Genomic DNA, 20,764 nt, shown 5'->3' on the forward strand with positions numbered 1-20,764 from the left:
GTCGCTGTAAGTTACCAGCCCATTCGCAAGCGTAAGGATGTGATGTGTGCGGTATGATGCTTGCTATGCCAAGCATATAAAGCTAGGGCTGTGTCTAGTGTTACTTCACCGAGGTCAGGGTGATAAAATGTGCGTTTGAAATCTTCATCCGTCAAAGACTCAAGAAGAATAACCCATCTTTTATGAAGACCCTCCAATAGAGAAAGAGAAAGAGAAACCGGCGCAGTATTTGTATCTGGAAGTAGGGCCCATTGGTCTTCATGATAAGGTTTTATGGTGGGATTGTCTTCTGTCAGTGCTAGTTTGAAGCGTATAAAGCTGTTCATATGGCTGTCCGCCATGTGATGGATGACTTGCCGGATTGTCCAGCCTTCCGTCCTGTAAGGTGTGTCCAACTTGTTATCCGATAGCCCTTCAATGGCACGTTTAACAGCAGTCGGAGCTTTGCGGATGTCATGTATCCAAGTCTTGCGGAGCTTATCGTTAAAGAGTTCAGGTGCTTCAAACTTTCCAAGCGGATAGCGTAAGTCCATATTTTTTCCTCCTCGTCCTGAATGTTACTCATGATTGGTGTTCTTGTAGTGTAAATGTATCATAATAAGAGCTATAGAGGTGGATTTATTTCTATAAAGTAGAAGCTTAGTTACACGAAGAGAATATAACTTCCCCAAGCTGTGTCGCATATACTTTCTAGAGAGTGAGGCTGTACCTTTTTAGATGTTATAAAACGGAATAGATAAAAATAAGTCCATAAAACACACTTGACAACTAGGAATAATAAGTATTAAAATAATTTAAAATTGAATTTTCTGTTATTTTGCTGATCAGAGAAACTGAAGGCACCCGTTAATTAAGCGGGTGCCTTTCTTATTTTAAAACAGGGGGAGACATATGAAAAAGCTACTTGTGTTTATTTTTATCGGATTTATGGCCCAACTGATTGATGGATCTTTGGGGATGGCGTACGGTGTCACATCTACAACATTGTTACTTACGTTTGGCGTGGCACCTGCTATGGCGTCCGCCTCTGTACATTTGGCGGAGGTTGTTACAACGGCCGCATCGGGCGCATCACATATTAAATTTGGAAACGTCGATCGTCATATGGTGTTACGTTTGATTTTGCCTGGAGCAGTTGGCGCTTTTGTGGGCGCATGTTTTTTGAGTAATTTGCCTGGAGATTTGGTAAAGCCTTATGTTTCCCTATTTCTTCTTACTTTGGGTATTTATATTTTATTTCGTTTCCTTTCTCAGCCAATTACCCCGCCTGACGGTAAAAAACTGACAAACAAACAGCTCGTTCCCCTCGGTCTAATCGCAGGATTCTTTGATGCAACTGGTGGCGGTGGCTGGGGACCGATTACTACACCTGTTTTGCTAACGAAACGAAACGTAGCGCCGCGAAAAGTCATTGGTACTGTTGATACGGCAGAATTTGCAGTGGCTCTAGCAGCCACAATTGGGTTTGTATTATCCCTTGGCTGGGGACAAGTGAACTGGTTTTGGGTTGGAACTTTAATGGTAGGAGGCCTTGTGGCGGCACCAATTGCTGCGTGGCTTGTAAGAATTATTCCATCGCACTTACTTGGAGTTCTTGTTGGGGGGCTTATTATCGCCACTAACGCTCGTACCTTGCTGAATGCATGGGGAGTAGCTAAAGAAACCCATCCTGTTATCTATACCGGTATTTTTATCGTATGGAGCATTGCTTTATTTGCGACTATTCGCAACCATCGTAAAATACCTAAACCAAAACAAGTAGTATCATAAGGGGCCGTACAGGCCTCTTTTTTATGTTTTTATGCAATCTTGATAGAACTGTTCTTTTGGTTTGTAAGCAGTGTGCATAGTTTTATGAATCAACTGGTAGATAAAAGCACGTTTACAGATACAAGAACTCATAATATAATAGATGATAGTTTTGATAATAATTATCAGTTTCAACAAGGGGAGTCATTGATATGAAAAATAGACCTTGGAAGGCGATGTCGACACTAGGTATCGTAGCATCACTTTTAGTAGCTACAGGCTGTACACAAAAGCAGATAACAAGTGAGGAAAAGCAAGATGTAAATTATTCTGCATCTGTCATGAATTATAACTTCGACACCGCAGGTAACATGCTTGCTTATGCAGAATTTGAGCTCTCAGGGGAGCCTCTTGCGGAAGCTCTGGGCTTAGATTTGGACTTGCTTGATCCGCAAAAAGTGAACAAGCCTACAGCTTTCGATTATACAGCAGGTGTGGAATCCTATGAGTACTCTGAGGAAGCAATGTATGAGCTTGTTGAGAAATCCGGTCTTGGATTGCATTTAATCAATGGTCCTATTGTAGATAAGATGGCGAAGGAATCCGGTAAGCAAGCACCGCAGGCTTTGGAAGAGCGCTTTTATCAGCTTGCGGAAAGCGTCGGTTATGACAAGGGAGAAATTTTCCGCAATATGTATCCAACGTTTATGGAGTATAGCAAAGGGGACCCGCATTACATACAAAAGGTTGATACATCCGCGTATGCAGAAAGCGACGATAAAACATACACGCCTGTATATCAGGTCGATTTTAAAACATTGCGTTGGGATCGCGATAAGATGGACAAAATCCTGATGCCGGCAGCATACGGAGGGGCATTTTTGAAGCAAGCATTATGGGCCGGAGATTTCTTAAGCGGCTTTCATACTGTGGATAAGGACGAAGAATTAGAAGCGGAGGCGCCTGATCAGGATAAAGACGCAAATATTCGCCTTGGTGTAAGTGCAGCTGATGGCTTTCAAGGTGTTATCTTAACGGAAGAAATCTGGAATAAGCTTGCATATATACGCGATGGCTTGTTTTATGATGCCAATACAAAGCAGCTGGTAAAGGGAAGTGGCACACAATACAATCCTGCGAACGGTTTTGTATATTTGCCACATGCAATTAAAGTTACGGAGGAAGGTCAAGACGCCGCAAAAGCTTCCAATCTAGAAGTATCCGATTCCAGAAGCTTGTTGCGCGATCAATGGATGATGCTGTGGCCAGCGTCCGAATTTTACGGTATGACAGATCAGCGTCAGGAAAATAAGAATGTGAACCCTGCTTTCCGTGCTGCTTTTGACGGAGTGCCATTTGCAGCAGCGCCGCAAGAGAATACAGACGCTGCAACGAACAATGACGTAATTGCGTATGACGCTTATTCTTTAAATAGAGACGTACTGCTACAGGTGTTTAAAAATTTACAAGCGATGCATTTTAATAAAGAAGCTGGCGCTTTCATCAACATACACGATGGACAAAAACAAGGCGACTATGTTGATGCGTTCGAGGCGGGCTATACGCTTGAAGCACTTCGTATTTTCCAGCGTGCTATCGACGGTCTACCGGTAGGTTACGCAAGTGGTGAAGACGCGCAAGGTCTACAAACAGAGGAAGGAAAGCTAGCATTGGATATGATGAAAAAGCAAGCTGACTTCATGATTGAAAAAATGATGACAAAGGACGGTTTGATTGTGAACGGATTTACAATCGGGAAAGGACCGGACGAGAAAGCGGCAACATTGGAAGCACAGCTTGGCGCTGTTCGAGGCTTGACGGCAACGTACCTTTCAACAAAGGAAGAAAAGTATCGTGAAGCAGCCCGTACTATTTATAATGCAGTCGATACAAAGATGTGGGACAAAAAGCTGAAAGTTTATAAAACAGAGGGCGATAGCATGAAATACACGCCGTATACAGCAGCAAGTATATCAGCGGCATTTCGTCTCGCGCTATTGAATCTGGGAAACATGGAAAGTGACAAACAGCAATATCCATCCTTAGAAAAAGAAACCGTTATCTCTCGCTATATGGATTTTTATGATAGAGTCATAGACGGTCCTTCTTTGAAGGAAGGTATGCAGGTAAGTGAATTCTGGGATACGGGCGACTCCTATAAAAAAGGAGATAAAACGGGAAATACAGATAAAGACAACGTACCGCAAGTGCAAGCTGGACATGGCAAATATGGAATCGCACCGATTTTGGTGGATATTGAAGTGAAAAATAAAAATTAAAGAAGGGTTGAATATGAAACAGTTTTCTCTTCTCTTGTTGACGCTCCTGCTTGCAGGGGCGTTTGCAGGTTGTAGCATACAAACATCCAAAGAGCAGTATATACGCAATACCGCTATCAATAGTGACAACATTATGCTGAGCAAAGATGAAAATTATATATACACAGCCAATATGGATACGAATACGGTCACGATTGTGAATACTAAAACCAAAAAAACGGAAAAGGAAATTAAGGTGGGAAAAGAGCCGCGACAGCTCACTCTAAGTCCGGATGAAGCGTATCTCTATGTATCTTGTATGCAAAGCGACCGAGTTGATGTTATAGACCTGCATAAACGGAAGGTCGTCAAAAAATTAAAAACAGGTATTGAGCCATTTGGTCTTTTAACTAGCCAAGACGGGAAGCTTTTGTATGTTGCAAATTTTCGTTCTGGCACGTTGTCTGTGATTGATATAGAAAAAGAAAAGGAACGTAAAAGTATTAAAATTGGCGATCGGCCAAGGACACTAGCGATGACTGCAGACGGAGAAAAGCTATATGTGCCGCACTATTTAGACGGAATAATTAGTGTGGTGGACACGAAGAGAAATCAAGTCCAAAAGGAAATTAAGCTTGCCCCTTCACCAGATAAAGAAGACCGGAAAAAAAGCCAAGGAATCCCAAATACATTGGAGCAATTCGTCATCGCGCCTGACGGGAAAACAGCGTGGGTGCCCCATTTGCTGACGAATACAGACACGCCCATCCATTTTGAGGAAACGATTTTCCCATCCATTTCTATAATTGATTTAGAGAAGGATGAAGAAATTGTTGCCGAGCGGAAAGAATTGTTTGAGGAAATGAATGTGAAGGACAGCAAAAACGCTACCATCATCGTATCGAATCCGTACGATGTCGTGTTTGATGCAAAGGGAACGAAGGCTTTTGCTGTTATGTCCGGCAGTGAAGATCTCGTCGTTTTCGATTTGACGCGCGGAGGAAACGCTTCGCAGGTAGTGCGCCGTATTCCCGGAGATAATCCAAGAGGGATTGTTCTTTCAAACAAGAAAAAGGAATTATTCGTCCATAATGCGATGAGCCATAATGTGGTCGTGTTGCAAGCGCCTCAGCAGGGCTCTTACGCAAAGGTGAAGCTGACAGACATTACAATGAATTTAATTGCCAGTGACCCCCTATCCGCGCTTGTACGGAAAGGAAAACGAATTTTTTACAGTGCCAACACGGATGAATATGCAGCTCCAATTACAGGGAACAATTGGATGAGCTGCGCTTCCTGTCATAGCGACGGAGATATTAACTCTCTTACGCTTAGCACTGCAAAAGGACTGAGAAATGTGCCCAGTAACGTGTTGACCACAAAAACAGGATTGTTCATGTGGGACGGATCACGTGATGATTTCACGGATTACATTCATACGGTACAGGGAGAAATGGGAGGAATGATGAACGTTGACCCAGGTCAGCCGATGCCAGCTGATGTGCAGCATATGTATGATGCATTGCTTGCGTATTTGGATGATCCGTCCTCATTTCCGGTGCCGAAAAGTCCGTATCGAGAGAACGGCAAGCTGACGAAAACAGCAGAGCGTGGTGAAGCGTTGTTCAATGGGAAAGGGAACTGTTTGAGCTGTCATGGCGGCGAATATTTTACTGCCAGCGTGAACGCGGTAGATGAGGTAGGCAAACTGACAACAGCGAATATGCAGTTTCTATATGATATTGGTACGGCGAGTAGTACAGATCAAGATTCAAAGGGAGATGCGCGCGCTGCTTTCACCAACGCGAGAAGTCGTTCTCAATTTGATCCACCTACATTAAGAGGTGTTTGGGCAACCGCGCCATATTTACATGATGGCAGTGCTAAAAGCATTGAAGAAGCGATTGAACGACATCAATATCAAGAACGGGCCGACTTGACGCAACAGGAAATTCAGATGATTGCATCCTATGTCAAATCGCTTGAGTAAAAAGGGACGGAGTAATTCGTCTCTTTTTTCATGTATTAGCTCTAATCGGAGAATTATATAAGTACAACTAGAAAAACCGACATTCTTTTTTGGTGGGAAAGAAGAACGGGCAAGGCGTGGTTGCGGTCAGGGTCTAAGAGATACCCGTGTCAAGTAAGAACATACACATGTAGCGAGGTGTTTTGGAGCTATTATTTTCTTGCTGTTTCTATGTCGAAAAAACTATGTAGACTTATATAACCCTATAGAGATAAGCTGACTATTCTCGTATTTCTTATGAACTTCGCTTTGCAATCTCCTCTGTTTTATCATACTATTAGTAATACTGCATGGGAAATAAACCCAATGTACAAATGGAGAGGAGGATGATGATGTACGCAAAAAAGCATCCGGATTATATAGCAGAACAAGATCGATTTGTGTTTACAAAGTCGTATATTCAACTGTTACTAGAGGCAGCGCGAAACAATGAAACAGAATATCGGGAACATATCCGGCAAGCCATTATGAACTTAAATTCTGACGATAGCTCTTTAGGTTATATTAGTCTTCTGACAAATGCCAAGTTTTTAGAGATGACAGAGCGTGAACATCGCCATTTAGAACGTGTTCAGCATAGGCCTTACTTTGCTAGAATTGATTTTCAAAATACGTCACAAAGCGCACCAGAGACACTATATATCGGGAAAATATCTTTGTTTGACCGTGAATCGCAAGAAGATATTATTGTAGATTGGCGATCACCGATTGCCAATGTGTACTATGATGGTAGACTAGGTCGAGTCTCTTATGAGGTAGAAGACGGAATGATAGAGGGAGATTTATCCTTAAAGAGGCAATATATCATTGAGGACGGGGCACTGCAGGAAATACGTGATATTGATATTACAACAAAGGACGAACTTCTGCAGCAATCTCTCGGCGGCAATGCTGAAAGCAGATTGACGGAAATTGTATCAACCATTCAAGAGGAGCAAAATCGGATTATTCGTGCTGACCTATATCATCCTCTTATCGTACAAGGTGTGGCGGGGAGCGGAAAAACAACGATTGCACTGCATCGCATCGCTTACTATATCTACAAGCACGCGCAATATTTTGCCCCCGAATCTATGATGATTTTAGCACCAAGTAAATTATTTTTAACCTATATTTCAGATGTATTGCCTGAACTCGGGGTAGATCAAGTGCAACAAACTACTTTTTTAGATTTTGTAACAGAGTGTATTAATGTAAAGCTGATATTTGCACGTATGGATGAGGCTCTTGTTGATTTATTACAGGAGGAAGACGCGCAAGTAAAGCGGGAAAAAGAACGCTTGTTGTCTTTTAAAGGCTCGTTACCGTTTGCCAAAATGATAAGCAGATATATGCAAGATATTGAAAGAAGCCTTCTGCCGCAGGAGGATTTTTGTATTGGTACGCTCACGGTTTACAAACACGAAAGACTTAGAAGGCTGTTTTTATATGAATATAAATATTTACCGGTATATAAACGAATCGACAAACTGAAGCGTGTATTGCAAAATCATGTGAAAGCCAAGAAAAAGGAAATGGAAGCGCGTATTATTGAACATTATGATAGTAAAATTGAAAGAGCACTCCTTATAAGAGACGCGACAAGGCGTAAGGAAACTGTCATTCGTCTGATGGACAAAAAGGAAGCGCTGCTGAAAGAGTTTCAGAAGGAATGTCGTACAGCGGTGGCAAGCTATATAAAAAAGTTTCCGAAAAAAGATGTGTTTTCTTATTATAAGGAGCTCCTTCAAAGTGCAGAGAACATGCGAAAGTATGGGCCCGAAGGATTGAGCGAAACAATTATAGCAAATATGACAGCTTCTTTGCGAAAGCGCAAGTTTCATTATGAAGTAGGTGATGCAGCTGCGCTATTATATTTACAACACCATCTGTACGGTGTGAAAAAGAATATAAAAATAAAAAGCATTATTATTGATGAGGCACAGGATTACACCTTATTTGAAATGTTTGTGCTTAAAAAAGTGTGTGGTACAGAGTTGTTTACGATACTGGGCGATTTATCGCAAGGCATTCATGGATACCGAGGAATTAAAGATTGGGATTTGCTAATCAAGCGTATCTTCCCCAAAGCTAATTATTTAACATTGCAAAGCAGTTACCGGACAACAATCGAAATTATGAACGTCGCAAATGCGGTTTTGACCGGTCACAGTGATGTACGTGTCCCGATTGCTATTCCGGTAGTACGACATGGAAATCGTCCTGTTTTTCAAAAATACGAAGGGGCAGCCGCTTTGCAGGAGGCTGTGGAATGTTTTGTAAAAGAAGGCAAGCAACATGGATTTAAATCGTTTGCCTTGCTTGGAAGAACAAAAGAAGAATGCAAAGAACTGTACCTTTTGCTACAGGAAAAGCTACCGTGTGCATTAATGACAGAGCAGCAAGAACTACGACATAATATGCTCTCCATTCTCCCTGTACACGTTGCAAAAGGGTTGGAATTTGATTGTGTAGGGATTGTTTCTTATAAAGAACGTTTTACAAAAGATGAATTGGACGTCAAGTTGATGTATGTAGCGATGACAAGACCTTTGCATCAGTTAACTGTATTTGCACAGCAAGAAGAGGATGTATTGTTGAATAGCATTGAACGTTCCTTACTAGATTGGCAAAGCTAGAGTGATCCAAATGTCATAAAACGCATATACCCGTCTCCATTATATAAGATTATTTTTATATTAACCTTATATACAGAAGAAAGGTATATAAATTTTTAAAGAAACATCTCCTTATAGAGGAGATGTTTCTTTTTGTAGCGCAAACGAAATGGCTTGTTTGGCATGCAAGTACGCTGTATCAAACAATTGTACTGACACGTCTTCTTGCGTAATTAAAAGAGGAATTTCAGTGCAGGCCAATAAAATGCCCTCCGCACCTTGTACAATTAAGTTTTGAATGATATTTTGAAAGCCGGCTTTTGTTTTAGGAGATAAAATTCCTTGACTGAGTTCATTCATGATAATGTTGTGCATCCAGGTGCATTCTTCTGAACTTGGACAAAGCGCTTGTAAACCATGAGATTCTAATCTTTCAACATAAAAATCTTTTTTGAGTGTGTGTTTTGTTCCGAGTACGCCAATTTTGTTTATAGATTGCATACGGATTGCTTCGGCGCTAGTATCACCAATATGAAGAAGTGGAATGGATATAGCTTCAGCGACTTCGTTTGCAAAAATATGGACGGTATTTGAACAAAGCAGCAAACAGTCAGCCCCCATCTCTTCCACTTGCTGTGCTGTTTCAATGAGTGCAGTTGTGAGCGACTCATCATCACCGCGTTCTAACCAATGAGTCACTTCAGTAAAATCCATCCCTTGAATTACTAGGGGAGCGCAATGAGAGCATGCTTTTTGGGCAAATTCGTTTAAATACATACTGTACAGTGATGTCGACTCCCAGCTTAATCCACCAATCATGCCAATTGTTTTCATACAAATCCTCCTTAGAATAAAATGTGACAGAGGACATAAAAAAGACCTCTTGTCATAAGAGGTCTTTTTTATTGAGTTCGACCTCTTATCTCTCAGAGCTTTTGCTCTGCAGGAATTAGCACCTTCCTGAATTTCAGGGGTTGCTGAGGCATCGTCGGGCCAGTCCCTCCGCCTCTCATGATAAGAATGAGTAAATTATGCAATTGTTCATATTATCTCAGTATTTTTAGAAAAATACAACTAATATAAAATATTTTATGATCGATGTGTACTTAATTTCCAATATATGTTATGTTTTATTTATGATTGATTAATCAATCATAAATAAAACATAAGGAGGAACAGCATGCTGTTTCAAAATAAAATATTTCGTTATTTATTCCTAAGCTATGGTGTTTCGTTACTTGGAAGCAGTTTTTCGACCATCGCTATTAACTTTTGGGTGTTAGAAACGACAGGAAGCGCTAGAATCATGTTTGTATTTTTCATGGTTGTTTTAGCTATTAATGTATTATTCGGGGGAGTGGCAGGAACCTTTGCTGATCGCTATGACCGCCGTACCATCATGTGGGTGTGTGATTTACTGAATGCAGCTATCATTTTCGTTGTAGCAGCTTGTATGTATACATCCTTTACATCCATTCCATTTCTCATCGTTTTATTTGGACTGCAAGTCTTTATCGGACTATTCCATGGTCCTGCATTTCAAGCCTCATTAAGCAACATAGTAGAAAAAGAGAATATGTCAAAAGCGACAGGTGCTATTACAATTATGGATAATATTTCTCGTATTAGTGGATTGGCTCTTGGCGGGTTATTTATTGGATTGTTTGGAAGTTTTACTGCCTTTTTAGTAAATACATGTACCTATATATTATCGGCAGGATTCGTTTTGATGGCAGGGGTCATTCCACAATCTCATCTTGCAGTAGAACATGATGGCAAGCTTCAAGAGAAAAAGTCTTTTTTTAAGGATTTTAAGGAAGGTTTACAATTGCTTGTAAAAGAACCTTTCATTCGTTCCGTACTTATTCTTTTTCCGATTTTAGGATCATCATTTACAATGGCGTTAATGATGATTCAAGTAACAGCTGTTCAAACATGGAAGGCGAAGGGATGGGAGTTTGGCTTGATAGAAGCTTGTATTCCATTCGGTTATATTCTGGGGTCACTCGTTATTATGAAATTAGATACACGAATCCAGCGAAAAGGATATTGGATCTTTGGCGGTTTTTTATTAATTGGGCCCATTTACTATTGCATTTCGGAAATCGAATATATCTCTTACGTATACCCGTTTATTATTTTACTTGGCTTTATGTTTGCTGTCTCAACTCTGCTTGTTAACATTGCTTTGCGTGTGCAAACCGCACCTGCTATTCAAGGTAGAGTATTTGGTTTTTTAGGGATGTTACACAGTGTATTTGGAACAATTGCAGTGGGAGTTGGAACATTTTTTGCTGACATTGCAGGACCGCAAACAGTTTTGGCAGTTACTAGTCTTGCTTTGATGATATTGGCTCTCGTATTGACAGCTACATTAAAACCTTTACGGGAACTGGGAAAAAAGAAACCGAAGTCAATCGTTGAAGTGGGGGTATAGGTAAGACTCTTATTTACGCCAGAGTGTCTAATCAAGGACAGAAAGATGATTTGGAAAATCAAATTGAGTTTTTGAAAACATTTGCCAATGCAAGAGGAATGATAGTTGATGAAATTGTTACGGATATTGGTAGTGGCTTAAATTACAATAGAAAACAATGGAACAAGTTGATTGATAGATGTGCGGAAGGTGAAGTTTCACGAATTATTATCGCACACAAAGATAGGTTTGTTCGGTTTGGTTATGATTGGTTTGAGCGATTTCTTCGCAAGATGGCAGTAGAAATCATTGTTGTTAACAATGATAAGTTGTCACCTCAAGAAGAACTTGTTCAAGACTTAATATCTATCATTCATGTTTTCAGTTGCAGAATATATGGATTGAGAAAATATAAAAAGAAACTGTCGGAGGATAAAGAGTTATGAAAAAAGCATACTTTATTGAGATTAAGCCGACAACTCAACAAATAGCTAAAATCAACCAAACCATCGGAGTGTGTAGGTATGTCTACAATCTTTATCTTGCCAAAAACAAAGAATTGTATCAAAGAGAGAAAAAGTTTATGAGTGGTTATGACTTCTCTAAATGGTTGAATAATATCCACACAAAAGAATACGATAAATGGATCAAAGAAGTATCTAGCAAAGCTGTTAAGCAAGCCATCATGAATGGTGATAAGGCTTTTAATAGATTTTTCAAAGGGTTGTCTAAATTTCCTAGCTACAAGAAAAAGAAAAATCAAAATGTCAAATGTTATTTCCCTAAGAACAATAAAACTGATTGGACTGTAGAAAGGCACAGAATAAAAATCCCAACGATTGGTTGGATAAAATTAAAAGAGTATGGTTATATCCCGAAAGATGCGATTGTAAAAAGTGGAACTGTTTCTCAACAGGCAGGAAGGTATTTTGTATCTGTCCTTTGTGAAGTGAATACAAGAAAACATGTAAACAAATTAAATGAAGGTGGTCTAGGCATCGACTTAGGCATAAAAGATTTTGCTGTTCGTAGTGATGGTAAAGTCCACAAAAACATTAATAAAACAGCAAAGTTGAAGAAATTAGAGAAGAAATTAAAACGTGAACAACGCTCTTTGTCACGCAAATACGAAAATCTAAAAAAGAGAGGTGAAAAAACTGTTGCTAAAAGAGCAAATATAAACAAAAACATTCTTAGAGTACAAAAGCAACATGTTCGACTATCAAACATACGAACAGAGTATGTAAAATGGGTTGTGAATGAATTGGTGAAAGCCAAGCCAATGTATATCACAATTGAGAATTTAAACGTAAAAGGGATGATGAAAAATAAGCATTTATCTAGATCAGTCGCAGAACAATGTTTTTATATGTTTAAAACATGGCTAATAGCAAAATGCAAAGAATATGGTATTGAATTACGCCAAGTAGACAGATTCTATCCATCTTCTAAATTGTGCTCATGTTGCGGTCAAAAGAAAGTTGATTTAAAGCTATCTGACCGAATATATGAATGCGATTGCGGAAACATCATGAATAGAGATTTAAATGCATCTATCAACCTTTTACAAGCAAAAGAATATACAATACTAACTTAAATAAATTGTATATATGTACGGTGGGCTACATCGGAATTTACGCCTGTGGAGAACTATACAAACGATAGTAGCGAGTAATTGGCGAGGTCGAGTTCGTAGAAGCAGGAATACTCTAAGAATAGACGTTTGTCTATGTTTTTAGTAGCAGGAAAAGTAAAATGGCATTATCAGAAGATCAAATGAAAGCGATGCACAAAAAGCGTGAAAAGATTTTGCAAGAAGCAACTATGTTATTTGCAGTCCATGGCTACAATGATACAACAATTGCCAAGGTTGCCAACGCTGCCGGGATTTCATTTGGCAGTGTATTTACGTATTTCGCAAGTAAAGAGGAGCTTTTCTATGCGACTATAAAAGAACCACTTGAAAAGTTAGGAGAGGAACTGCTGTCTTTTGACAGTAATGCAGTAAATCCGATGAAAGAAATTGAAGCGTTGGTACAAAAGCATGTTCTGCTGATTTCTCAGCAGCCTGTTTATTTAAGACTGTTTCAACAAGTGCTTGGTCAGCCTGAACGTTTTAAAAGAGAGTTTGAAATCTTAAATCAGTTTTTTCATTTATTTCAAAACAAGATGGGAATTTTAATAAAGAGAGGTCAAGAGCTTGGGCAGCTGCGCATATTACATGTGGAAGCTGTAGCAATTTCCTATTTAAGTTTTTTGAATGGACTACGTCTTACAACTATTGATGGACCGGAACGTGACGTATGGAAGTTGTTTATACCATGCGGCATTCAGTTATTTGGTCCTGTAGAGTAAGAGGTGGAGAAAGTGACCAACATTAGAGAAATTGCTAAGATGGCCGAGGTATCTGTTACAACTGTATCTCGCGTTTTAAACAACTATCCTTACGTCAGTGCGCAAAAGCGGGAGAAAGTCATGGCGGTTGTCAAAAAGCTTAATTACACACCGAATATGAATGCGGTGCATTTATCAAAAGGTAAAACAAACATCATTGCGGTTGTTTTGCCTTTTGTAGATCACCCTTACTTTTCTACTATTTTAAAAGGAATTGCTGCGAAAGCATTAGAACAACATTATCAATTCATGGTATGCCAGACAAATTATAATGCAAATGAGGAAAAGCAAGCATTACAGCTTTTACAGACAAGGCAAGTGGATGGTGTCATCATTTGCTCCAAAACCAGTAAATGGGAAGAAATAGAGCCTTACACGGAGTTTGGACCTATTGTCGCTTGTGAAGATACAGGGCAGCATTTAGTTTCTTCGGTTTACATTGATCACTATGAAGGCTTCTTGCTTGGCATGAAGCATTTAATTTCTAGAGGACATACAAGCATCGGATACTGTATTGCAAGAGGAAATAGCTATAACAGTTGTTTACGGAAGCAAGCCTATCAAGATATGTTGATGCAAATTGGAGCACCTTTACAGCAAGAATGGATGTTTGAACAATGTTTAACAATTGCCGATGGGGTACGTGTGGTAAAGCAGCTAATGAATATGGAGAACCAGCCTACCGCTTTACTTGTTTCGAGCGACCAGGTAGCGGCCGGCATTATTGCTGAGGCTAAAAAGCATGATATACGAGTACCAGAGGATTTAGCAGTTATTGGCTTTGATAATCATGCTATTTCACAGGTGCTTGATATTACAACCATCGAGTATCCTGGTGAAAAGTTAGGGGAAGCGGCATTTTTACTGACATACAAGCATATTTACAGTGATAAGTATGAGCCTAAAAAGCAACAGCTCATGTTTCATTTAATTGAGAGATCTACAACATAATGTATAGATCACATCCAAAGAACAGAGAAGTGTAGGATTTACAGTAAACACTTGGCTGTTCTTTTTGTACATATATTATTTGCTATTATATCCTTATATTAAAACGTCCGTATTCTATTTAAAGAACTTGTAAAATAACTTTCTCTCTAAATATGTTATAACTAAAAGGAGAGAGGGGTAGAATTATGAAACTGATCAAACAGATTACCGGCTCCATATGCGCTCTTATTCTAGTAATGATTAGTCCAGGTATGCATGCACAAGCAAATGGCGCCCTGAATCAAGCGGAGCAGCAATTACAACAAAATAATGCGTTGATTCAGCAGAAAGAACAGGAAAGAGCAAAGCTAAACGAAGAAATTCAAGCATTACAAGCATCCTTGGAAGAGGTAAATGCATCTATAAATCAAACTAAAAAGCAAATGAAAATCAATCAAGCTAACATTGATGCGACGCAGCAGTTAATTCAAGAAAAGAGAGAGGCTATCATTGTTCTTGAAAATAAGGTGCTAGCGCGTCAAGAAGTTATGAAAAAGCGTATTGTTTCCATGCAAAACAACGATAATTCTAGTTTGCTTATAGAGATTCTCATTAACTCTGAGAATCTAGCAACTTTATTGGAAAAAATGAAGGCTGTAGCAACCATTCTTGATGCAGATAAAGATATTATGCGTATGCAACAAGAAGATAAAGCACAAATTGAAGCGGACAAGCGCATTATTGATCAAAAGGAACAGATTTTAGTAAAAGAGCATGAAAAGCTTGCTAAAAATCAAGCCGAGCTAGAAGCGAATATACAAGTAAAACAATCTATGTTACAGACCGTTCAAACGAAGTATGCTGAAATTGGTAATCAAATTGCATTGGCTGAGCAGGATAAACAAGCGCTGGAAGCGAATATCCGCAGCATTCAAGAAGCAATGGCACGCCAGCAGGAAGAAGCAAAACGAAACGCGGAGCAAATTCAGCAAATGAAGCCCCCTGGTCCGGCGCCGGCAGGAGAAGTACTTTACATGGAATCTACTGCTTATAGCGTTGAGAAAAGCTTGCAGCTTGGTGAAGGAATTACGGCAGCTGGATATAATTTGAAAGCCAATCCTAACATAAGGCTCATTGCGGTTGATCCTCGTGTTATCCCACTTGGAACACGTGTATGGGTAGAAGGCTACGGTGAGGCAGTTGCTGGAGATACAGGTGGGAGAATTAAAGGTAATATTATTGATGTATTGTTCACTACAGAAGCAGAAGCTATGAAGTGGGGACGGAAAAAAGCCATAAAAGTTATTATTCGTAATTAAGGAAGAGTTAATTTTACTACACTCTCAATGCATGCCAAAGTAACGAGTGTGGCGGTAACAAACGATGGGAAATATGTACTGGCTGCTATTCGCACCGGTGATAATTTATATGAAGATAAAAAAGGAATTGTCGCTGTTGTTGAACTTGAAACAGCAGCTGAGGCTGGTTTATACCCGGATAGTCGTAGTGAAAACAGAGGCAGCGAGGTTGAAAACTTAACAACAGCCCTGATAGAAGGTAGTCCTATTCTTGCGGTAGCGGCAGAACGCTCCAATGCAGTTTTATTTTTTGATGTCACATTCCCGATGTTCCCCGTATATTTAGGACTTGTTCCATCCAGCGAACAAGGACCTGAAGGGATTCATAAAATTCAAAACCAAAACACATTTGTGAGCGCGGATGAGGTAGATGGCGTATTAACTTTTTATTCTTTTCAAAAATAATGTAGAATAACGGGAGGCTGTCTGACATGAGACAGCCTCCCGTTTCTACATGTGTAAAACTCAGCATAGAGACCTATAAGCAATCTGCGCAAGTCTATGCGGCTTATAGATACAGTAAAGAAAACGAAAGCACTCGCGTCAGTGCGTACGGTCCTCAGCACGGCTATCTCTTCCGTCCTAACTCTTGTAAAAATGTCATTTAAATAAATATTCCGCCTTATCTTGCTAGTTTGACTATAATGACATACCTTGACTTTCATTTTTACGGATTGGTATGATTAAGTATTCATTTTTATACTGACTCGAAAGGGATAGAAAGGAATTTATGTATGTTTAATTTGTCTAAATACGGTACAAATGTTAAGCAAGAAGTACTTGCTGGTATTACAACCTTTTTTACGTTTGCTTATATACTTGTCATCAATCCAAAGATTTTATCAGATGCAGGTATCTCATTTGATCAGGCCTTTATGGCTACAATTATTGCAACCATTGCCGGAACGGCTGCGATGGCCTTATTGGCCAATTACCCCATCATTATTGCCCCAGCCATGGGTATGAATGCATATTTCGCTTATGCGGTTGTACAGGGTGATGTTACGTACAAAGTGGCGTTTGCTGCTGTATTTGTTACGGGGCTCATTTTTCTTATTTTGTCCCTCACATCGTTTCGTAAGAAATTGATTGAAGCGATTCCCGATAGCCTAAAGCATGCTATTGCGGCGGGGATCGGTTTGTTTATTGCATTTATTGGTCTACGTTTATCTGGTATTATTGTTGATCATCCAAATAACCTGGTGACGATTGGGGACTTTCACTCGCCAGCTGTTCGTCTCACTTTAGCAGGTATCGTGATTGCCGCTATACTGATGACATTGAACGTGCGAGGTGCATTATTCGTAAGTATGCTCGTTACAGCTGTAATTGCATTTTTGACAGGTCAGCTAAAATTTGGTGATCAGTTGGTGCAAGTGCCACACTTACCAGAAGGGATAATTACGTTTAATCCAATTACAGCTGTTTCAGATATAATCGAATACGGATTGTATGGTGTTGTATTTTCATTTTTGTTAGTGTTGTTATTTGACACAACTGGCGCCTTGCTAGGCCTTGTTAAGCAAGCAGGATTGAATGCTTCAGAAGATCGCTTTGGTAAGGCCTTTGTAGCGGATGCCATTGGTGGTACAACTGGTGCTATGTTTGGAACGAGCCCGACAGCTGCCACAATTGAATCTTCAGCAGGCATTGCCGCAGGTGGAAGGACTGGCTTAACAGGTATTGTTGTCATCGTCTTAACCATTATAACAGCATTTTTCAGTCCGGTTATTGCTTCATTATCAAGTGTTGCTGCTATTACTGCACCCTCACTAATCATTGTAGGAAGCTTAATGGCAAAAAGTATTCGTGATATTGAGTGGGATGAATTTGAGGAAGCACTGCCTGCATTTTTAACTGTCATTAGTATCCCCCTCACGTCAAGTATTGCAAATGGTATCGCCATTGGATTTTTATTATATCCACTTTTGAAAATTGCTAGGGGAAAGGCAAAAGAAGTTCCATTTTTGTTATATGTATTTGCTGTATTATTTGGCTGTCATTTATTTTTAGGATAGTAATGTAAAAGCACGCAGATTAGAATCCTGCGTGCTTTTACATTACTAATTTGTAGAAAGCTCACCTTGTCAACTAATGAATGATGTAAAAATAGCGCATAAAAAAGAACGTCCTGTTATTGGGACGTTCTTTTTTACTTACATGGAGAAGAAAATCCAAACAGTACCACCAACTGTTACAACTGCAATAAAGAAGCTGAATGCAATCGAAATGGTTTGAGTAATACCTTCTCCTTCAGACATATGCATAAACATCACAAGCTGCAAAATCGCTTGAACAATGGCAAGAGCAATAATAACAGTTAAAATTGTTGCCAATGAAAGCGGCGAGTATGCGATGAACAAAGCCGCAAATGTTAAAACAAGTGATAAAACAAATCCAAAAACGTGAGACCATGGAAAGCCTTTATGATTTTGTGTTTTTTGTTGTGCCATAATTATGCCACCAACCCATTCAAGTAAACTAATGTGTAAATGAAGATCCACACAACATCAAGGAAGTGCCAGTACAAGCTGATGATGAACACTTTACGTGCTGTAACAGGTGTTAATCCGCGTTTCAAAAGCTGAATAATGACTGCAATACCCCAAAGGATACCGCCTGTAACGTGGGCACCGTGCGTTCCTAGAAGCGTGAAGAATGCAGAAAGGAATCCGCTTGTTTGAATAGTTGCACCAAGATGTACATAGTGAACAAACTCATAAATCTCCATGCCAAGGAAGCCAAGTCCTAAGATAAGAGTAATAATAAACCAAGTCAATAAGCCTTTCATGTTGCCTTTACGCATTTCATGAATGGCAATACCGCATGTGAAACTACTTGTTAAAAGGATAATCGTTTCAATCATAATCGGCGTGATTTCAAACATTTCTAACGGTGTTGGACCGTCCGCTGTACGGCCAGCCAACACAAGATAGGAAGCGAAAAGTGTAGCAAATAGCACGATTTCCGCTCCAAGGAAGATCCAGAACCCAAGAATATTCAAGCGACTTTGCGCGTCTTGATACTCAAGAGGGGCATTTTTGTATTCTTCACTGACTGCTGCCATTATGCTTCACCTCTCATGCAACATTTTCTGTCTTTTTAATTTCTTCAACGCTGATATAATAACCGTCATCGTAATCAAAGGAACGCATGAACAATCCGATTAAAATACCGATACCACCGATGATCGCCATTGGAATCCAAGTAAATACCAAACCAAATCCAGCGATAAAGAACATGATGGATAATGGGAACGCTAAGTTCGTATTGCTAGGCATATGAATTGGCTTTACATTTTTCCAATCAATGTGAGACTCACCATTTTTCTTCATGTACCACCAAGCATCAATAGACTTAATCTCAGGAAGGGCAGCAAAATTATAGTGCTGAACAGGAGACTGAGTTGCCCATTCAAGCGTTCTTCCATCCCAAGGATCGCCAGTTACATCGCGCTCTGCATAACGTGCACTCCAATAGATGTTGTAGCAAAGAACAAGGAAACCGATACCCATCAGAACCGCACCAACAGAAGATAATTGATTCAACCAAGTCCAACCAAGATCATCTGAGTACGTATACATACGACGTGTCATACCGTCAAGACCTAAGAAGTATTGAGGCATGAAACAGATATTGTAACCAATCACCCATAGCCAGAACTCAATTTTACCAAGACGTTCATTTAATCTATGACCGAACATTTTCGGATACCAGTAGTATAAACCAGCAAACATACCGAATACTGTACCTGTAATCAATACGTTGTGGAAGTGAGCAACTAGGAAGTAGCTGTTGTGATACTGGTAGTCAGCCGCCGCCATTGCAAGCATAACTCCTGTTACACCGCCGATTACGAAGTTTGGAATAAATCCAAGCGTCCACAGCATTGGCACGCTAAAACGTATGCGCCCCTTATACATGGTAAAGAGCCAGTTGAAAATTTTAACCCCTGTCGGAATCGAAATCGCCATCGTTGAGATGGAGAAGAAGGAGTTAACCGCAGCGCTTGCACCCATTGTAAAGAAGTGATGCAGCCATACAAGACCACTCAAAATTGCAATTGCAACCATAGAGTAAACCATCGCATTGTAACCGAACAAACGTTTACGAGAGAATGTGCTGACTATTTCAGAGAAAATACCGAAAGCCGGCAAGATAACAATGTATACTTCAGGGTGACCCCAAACCCAGAACAAGTTCGCCCAAAGCATTGGCATACCTTCGTTTGCCATGGTAAAGAATGCTGTTCCAAATACGCGGTCAAATGTCATCATCGCAAGTGCTACTGTAAGCACTGGGAATGCGAAAATGATAATTACACAAGTAATCAAAATAGACCATGTGAACATTGGCATCTGCATAAGCTTCATACCAGGTGTTCTCATTTTTAAAATGGTAACTAAGAAGTTAATACCAGTCATCAATGTACCTAGACCGGAAATCTGCAAGGCAATTGCGTAATAGTTGTTTCCAACGCCAGGACTAAATTCCGTACCTGCTAATGGGAAGTACATTGTCCAGCCTGCATCAGGAGATCCCCCGATAACGAAGGCAATGTTGAAAAGCATCGCACCAATAAAGAATAACCAAAAGCTAAGTGCATTTAAATAAGGATATGCAACGTCACGTGCACCAATTTGCAGTGGAATTGCAATGTTCATTAAACCGATAACAAATGGCATCGCCATGAACAAAATCATAACTGTACCGTGCGTTGTAAAAATACCATTGTAATGCTCGGCATCCAAGTATGGTGTGCCAGGGAAGCTTAGTTGCGCACGAATCATTAAGCCGTCCACACCACCGCGGAATAACATCAATACCGCAGAGATGATATACATAATACCAATTTTCTTATGATCAACGGATGTTAACCATTCATCCCAAAGCCAACGCCATTTTTTGTACTTTGTCAGTACAAAAATGATACCTAATGTTACTAAAACAATAGAAGCGTCGGCACCATAAATAATGGGATCGCCTGTGACAAAAAATTCATCAAGCTTCACTGTTTTCACTCCAATCTGTAG

The 20,764-nt window shown here is 39.9% G+C and carries 16 protein-coding genes, 1 pseudogene and 1 riboswitch; of the genes and pseudogenes, 12 read left to right on the top strand and 5 right to left on the bottom strand.

Annotated features, from left to right (window positions below; genetic code table 11):
• Nucleotides 1-11: 11 nt before the first annotated feature.
• On the bottom strand, nucleotides 12-533 hold the full coding sequence (locus MUG87_RS15950; protein WP_247083436.1) for a YfiT family bacillithiol transferase: 522 nt from the start codon (nucleotides 531-533) through the stop codon (nucleotides 12-14).
• A gap of 358 nt (nucleotides 534-891) precedes the next feature.
• Here MUG87_RS15950 and MUG87_RS15955 point away from each other — a divergent pair, with 358 nt between their 5' ends.
• From MUG87_RS15955 to helD, 4 genes are all read left to right on the top strand, one after another.
• On the top strand, nucleotides 892-1,770 hold the full coding sequence (locus MUG87_RS15955; RefSeq protein ID WP_247083437.1) for a sulfite exporter TauE/SafE family protein: 879 nt from the start codon (nucleotides 892-894) through the stop codon (nucleotides 1,768-1,770).
• Between the two features lie 191 nt (nucleotides 1,771-1,961).
• On the top strand, nucleotides 1,962-4,028 hold the full coding sequence (locus MUG87_RS15960; RefSeq protein ID WP_247083439.1) for a hypothetical protein: 2,067 nt from the start codon (nucleotides 1,962-1,964) through the stop codon (nucleotides 4,026-4,028).
• 13 nt (nucleotides 4,029-4,041) lie between these two features.
• Nucleotides 4,042-5,997 carry a beta-propeller fold lactonase family protein gene (locus MUG87_RS15965; protein ID WP_247083442.1) on the top strand — a complete coding sequence of 652 codons (1,956 nt, stop codon included), beginning with the start codon at nucleotides 4,042-4,044 and terminating at the stop codon, nucleotides 5,995-5,997.
• 371 nt (nucleotides 5,998-6,368) lie between these two features.
• The gene (gene helD, locus MUG87_RS15970; RefSeq protein ID WP_247083444.1) at nucleotides 6,369-8,654 is read left to right on the top strand and encodes an RNA polymerase recycling motor HelD; all 2,286 of its coding nucleotides are present in this window, start codon (nucleotides 6,369-6,371) and stop codon (nucleotides 8,652-8,654) included.
• Between the two features lie 111 nt (nucleotides 8,655-8,765).
• On the opposite strand, the gene MUG87_RS15975 is transcribed toward helD, so the two are convergent.
• A complete protein-coding gene (locus tag MUG87_RS15975; protein WP_247083446.1) occupies nucleotides 8,766-9,467 on the bottom strand; it encodes an aspartate/glutamate racemase family protein in 702 nt (233 codons plus the stop codon).
• Nucleotides 9,468-9,549: 82 nt separating this feature from the next.
• Nucleotides 9,550-9,654, bottom strand: a riboswitch (SAM riboswitch).
• A gap of 159 nt (nucleotides 9,655-9,813) precedes the next feature.
• Here MUG87_RS15975 and MUG87_RS15980 point away from each other — a divergent pair.
• The 8 genes and pseudogenes from MUG87_RS15980 to MUG87_RS16015 all read left to right on the top strand — a co-directional run bounded on the left by MUG87_RS15980 (nucleotide 9,814) and on the right by MUG87_RS16015 (nucleotide 17,749).
• Nucleotides 9,814-11,070, top strand: a complete 1,257-nt coding sequence (locus MUG87_RS15980; protein WP_124565101.1) for an MFS transporter — start codon at nucleotides 9,814-9,816, stop codon at nucleotides 11,068-11,070.
• A 2-nt stretch (nucleotides 11,071-11,072) separates the two neighbouring features.
• A pseudogene (locus MUG87_RS15985) lies at nucleotides 11,073-11,495 on the top strand (IS607 family transposase); the annotation flags it as partial.
• Entirely contained in the window at nucleotides 11,492-12,646 is a 1,155-nt protein-coding gene (locus tag MUG87_RS15990; RefSeq protein ID WP_247083448.1) for an RNA-guided endonuclease InsQ/TnpB family protein, read from the top strand. The pseudogene MUG87_RS15985 and the gene MUG87_RS15990, both read left to right, overlap by 4 nt.
• 158 nt (nucleotides 12,647-12,804) lie before the next feature.
• Nucleotides 12,805-13,404 carry a TetR/AcrR family transcriptional regulator gene (locus MUG87_RS15995; RefSeq protein ID WP_247083450.1) on the top strand — a complete coding sequence of 200 codons (600 nt, stop codon included), beginning with the start codon at nucleotides 12,805-12,807 and terminating at the stop codon, nucleotides 13,402-13,404.
• Between the two features lie 12 nt (nucleotides 13,405-13,416).
• Nucleotides 13,417-14,394: a LacI family DNA-binding transcriptional regulator gene (locus MUG87_RS16000; RefSeq protein ID WP_247083453.1), complete on the top strand. Its 978-nt coding sequence runs from the start codon at nucleotides 13,417-13,419 to the stop codon at nucleotides 14,392-14,394.
• 185 nt (nucleotides 14,395-14,579) lie between these two features.
• Nucleotides 14,580-15,692, top strand: a complete 1,113-nt coding sequence (locus tag MUG87_RS16005) for a 3D domain-containing protein (RefSeq protein ID WP_247083455.1) — start codon at nucleotides 14,580-14,582, stop codon at nucleotides 15,690-15,692.
• A gap of 48 nt (nucleotides 15,693-15,740) precedes the next feature.
• On the top strand, nucleotides 15,741-16,136 hold the full coding sequence (locus tag MUG87_RS16010) for a hypothetical protein (RefSeq protein ID WP_247083458.1): 396 nt from the start codon (nucleotides 15,741-15,743) through the stop codon (nucleotides 16,134-16,136).
• A gap of 329 nt (nucleotides 16,137-16,465) precedes the next feature.
• Nucleotides 16,466-17,749 carry an NCS2 family permease gene (locus MUG87_RS16015; RefSeq protein WP_247083460.1) on the top strand — a complete coding sequence of 428 codons (1,284 nt, stop codon included), beginning with the start codon at nucleotides 16,466-16,468 and terminating at the stop codon, nucleotides 17,747-17,749.
• 138 nt (nucleotides 17,750-17,887) lie between these two features.
• Here the strand turns inward: MUG87_RS16015 and qoxD are convergent, their stop codons facing one another.
• Genes qoxD through qoxB form a run of 3 tightly spaced genes read right to left on the bottom strand, consistent with a single transcriptional unit; the run spans nucleotide 17,888 to nucleotide 20,743 of the window.
• Nucleotides 17,888-18,184: a cytochrome aa3 quinol oxidase subunit IV gene (qoxD, locus tag MUG87_RS16020; protein ID WP_247083462.1), complete on the bottom strand. Its 297-nt coding sequence runs from the start codon at nucleotides 18,182-18,184 to the stop codon at nucleotides 17,888-17,890.
• A gap of 2 nt (nucleotides 18,185-18,186) precedes the next feature.
• Entirely contained in the window at nucleotides 18,187-18,798 is a 612-nt protein-coding gene (qoxC, locus tag MUG87_RS16025; protein WP_247083464.1) for a cytochrome aa3 quinol oxidase subunit III, read from the bottom strand.
• Between the two features lie 13 nt (nucleotides 18,799-18,811).
• Nucleotides 18,812-20,743, bottom strand: coding sequence for a cytochrome aa3 quinol oxidase subunit I (gene qoxB, locus MUG87_RS16030; RefSeq protein WP_124565094.1), 1,932 nt, complete (start codon nucleotides 20,741-20,743; stop codon nucleotides 18,812-18,814).
• Between the last annotated feature and the right edge of the window lie 21 nt (nucleotides 20,744-20,764).

Source organism: Ectobacillus sp. JY-23, from assembly GCF_023022965.1.
In the GTDB taxonomy this organism is placed as follows: Bacteria; Bacillota; Bacilli; order Bacillales; family Bacillaceae_G; genus Ectobacillus.

What these genes read in the sequence shown, in the direction of transcription:
- helD (WP_247083444.1), top strand. Translation starts at nt 6,369, where the DNA reads ATGTACGCAAAAAAGCATCCGGATTATATAGCAGAACAAGATCGATTT.
- MUG87_RS15965 (WP_247083442.1), top strand. Translation starts at nt 4,042, where the DNA reads ATGAAACAGTTTTCTCTTCTCTTGTTGACGCTCCTGCTTGCAGGGGCG.
- MUG87_RS15975 (WP_247083446.1), bottom strand. Translation starts at nt 9,467, where the DNA reads ATGAAAACAATTGGCATGATTGGTGGATTAAGCTGGGAGTCGACATCA.
- qoxD (WP_247083462.1), bottom strand. Translation starts at nt 18,184, where the DNA reads ATGGCACAACAAAAAACACAAAATCATAAAGGCTTTCCATGGTCTCAC.
- MUG87_RS15995 (WP_247083450.1), top strand. Translation starts at nt 12,805, where the DNA reads ATGGCATTATCAGAAGATCAAATGAAAGCGATGCACAAAAAGCGTGAA.
- MUG87_RS15960 (WP_247083439.1), top strand. Translation starts at nt 1,962, where the DNA reads ATGAAAAATAGACCTTGGAAGGCGATGTCGACACTAGGTATCGTAGCA.
- MUG87_RS16015 (WP_247083460.1), top strand. Translation starts at nt 16,466, where the DNA reads ATGTTTAATTTGTCTAAATACGGTACAAATGTTAAGCAAGAAGTACTT.
- MUG87_RS15950 (WP_247083436.1), bottom strand. Translation starts at nt 533, where the DNA reads ATGGACTTACGCTATCCGCTTGGAAAGTTTGAAGCACCTGAACTCTTT.
- MUG87_RS15955 (WP_247083437.1), top strand. Translation starts at nt 892, where the DNA reads ATGAAAAAGCTACTTGTGTTTATTTTTATCGGATTTATGGCCCAACTG.
- MUG87_RS15990 (WP_247083448.1), top strand. Translation starts at nt 11,492, where the DNA reads ATGAAAAAAGCATACTTTATTGAGATTAAGCCGACAACTCAACAAATA.
- MUG87_RS16005 (WP_247083455.1), top strand. Translation starts at nt 14,580, where the DNA reads ATGAAACTGATCAAACAGATTACCGGCTCCATATGCGCTCTTATTCTA.
- MUG87_RS15980 (WP_124565101.1), top strand. Translation starts at nt 9,814, where the DNA reads ATGCTGTTTCAAAATAAAATATTTCGTTATTTATTCCTAAGCTATGGT.
- qoxC (WP_247083464.1), bottom strand. Translation starts at nt 18,798, where the DNA reads ATGGCAGCAGTCAGTGAAGAATACAAAAATGCCCCTCTTGAGTATCAA.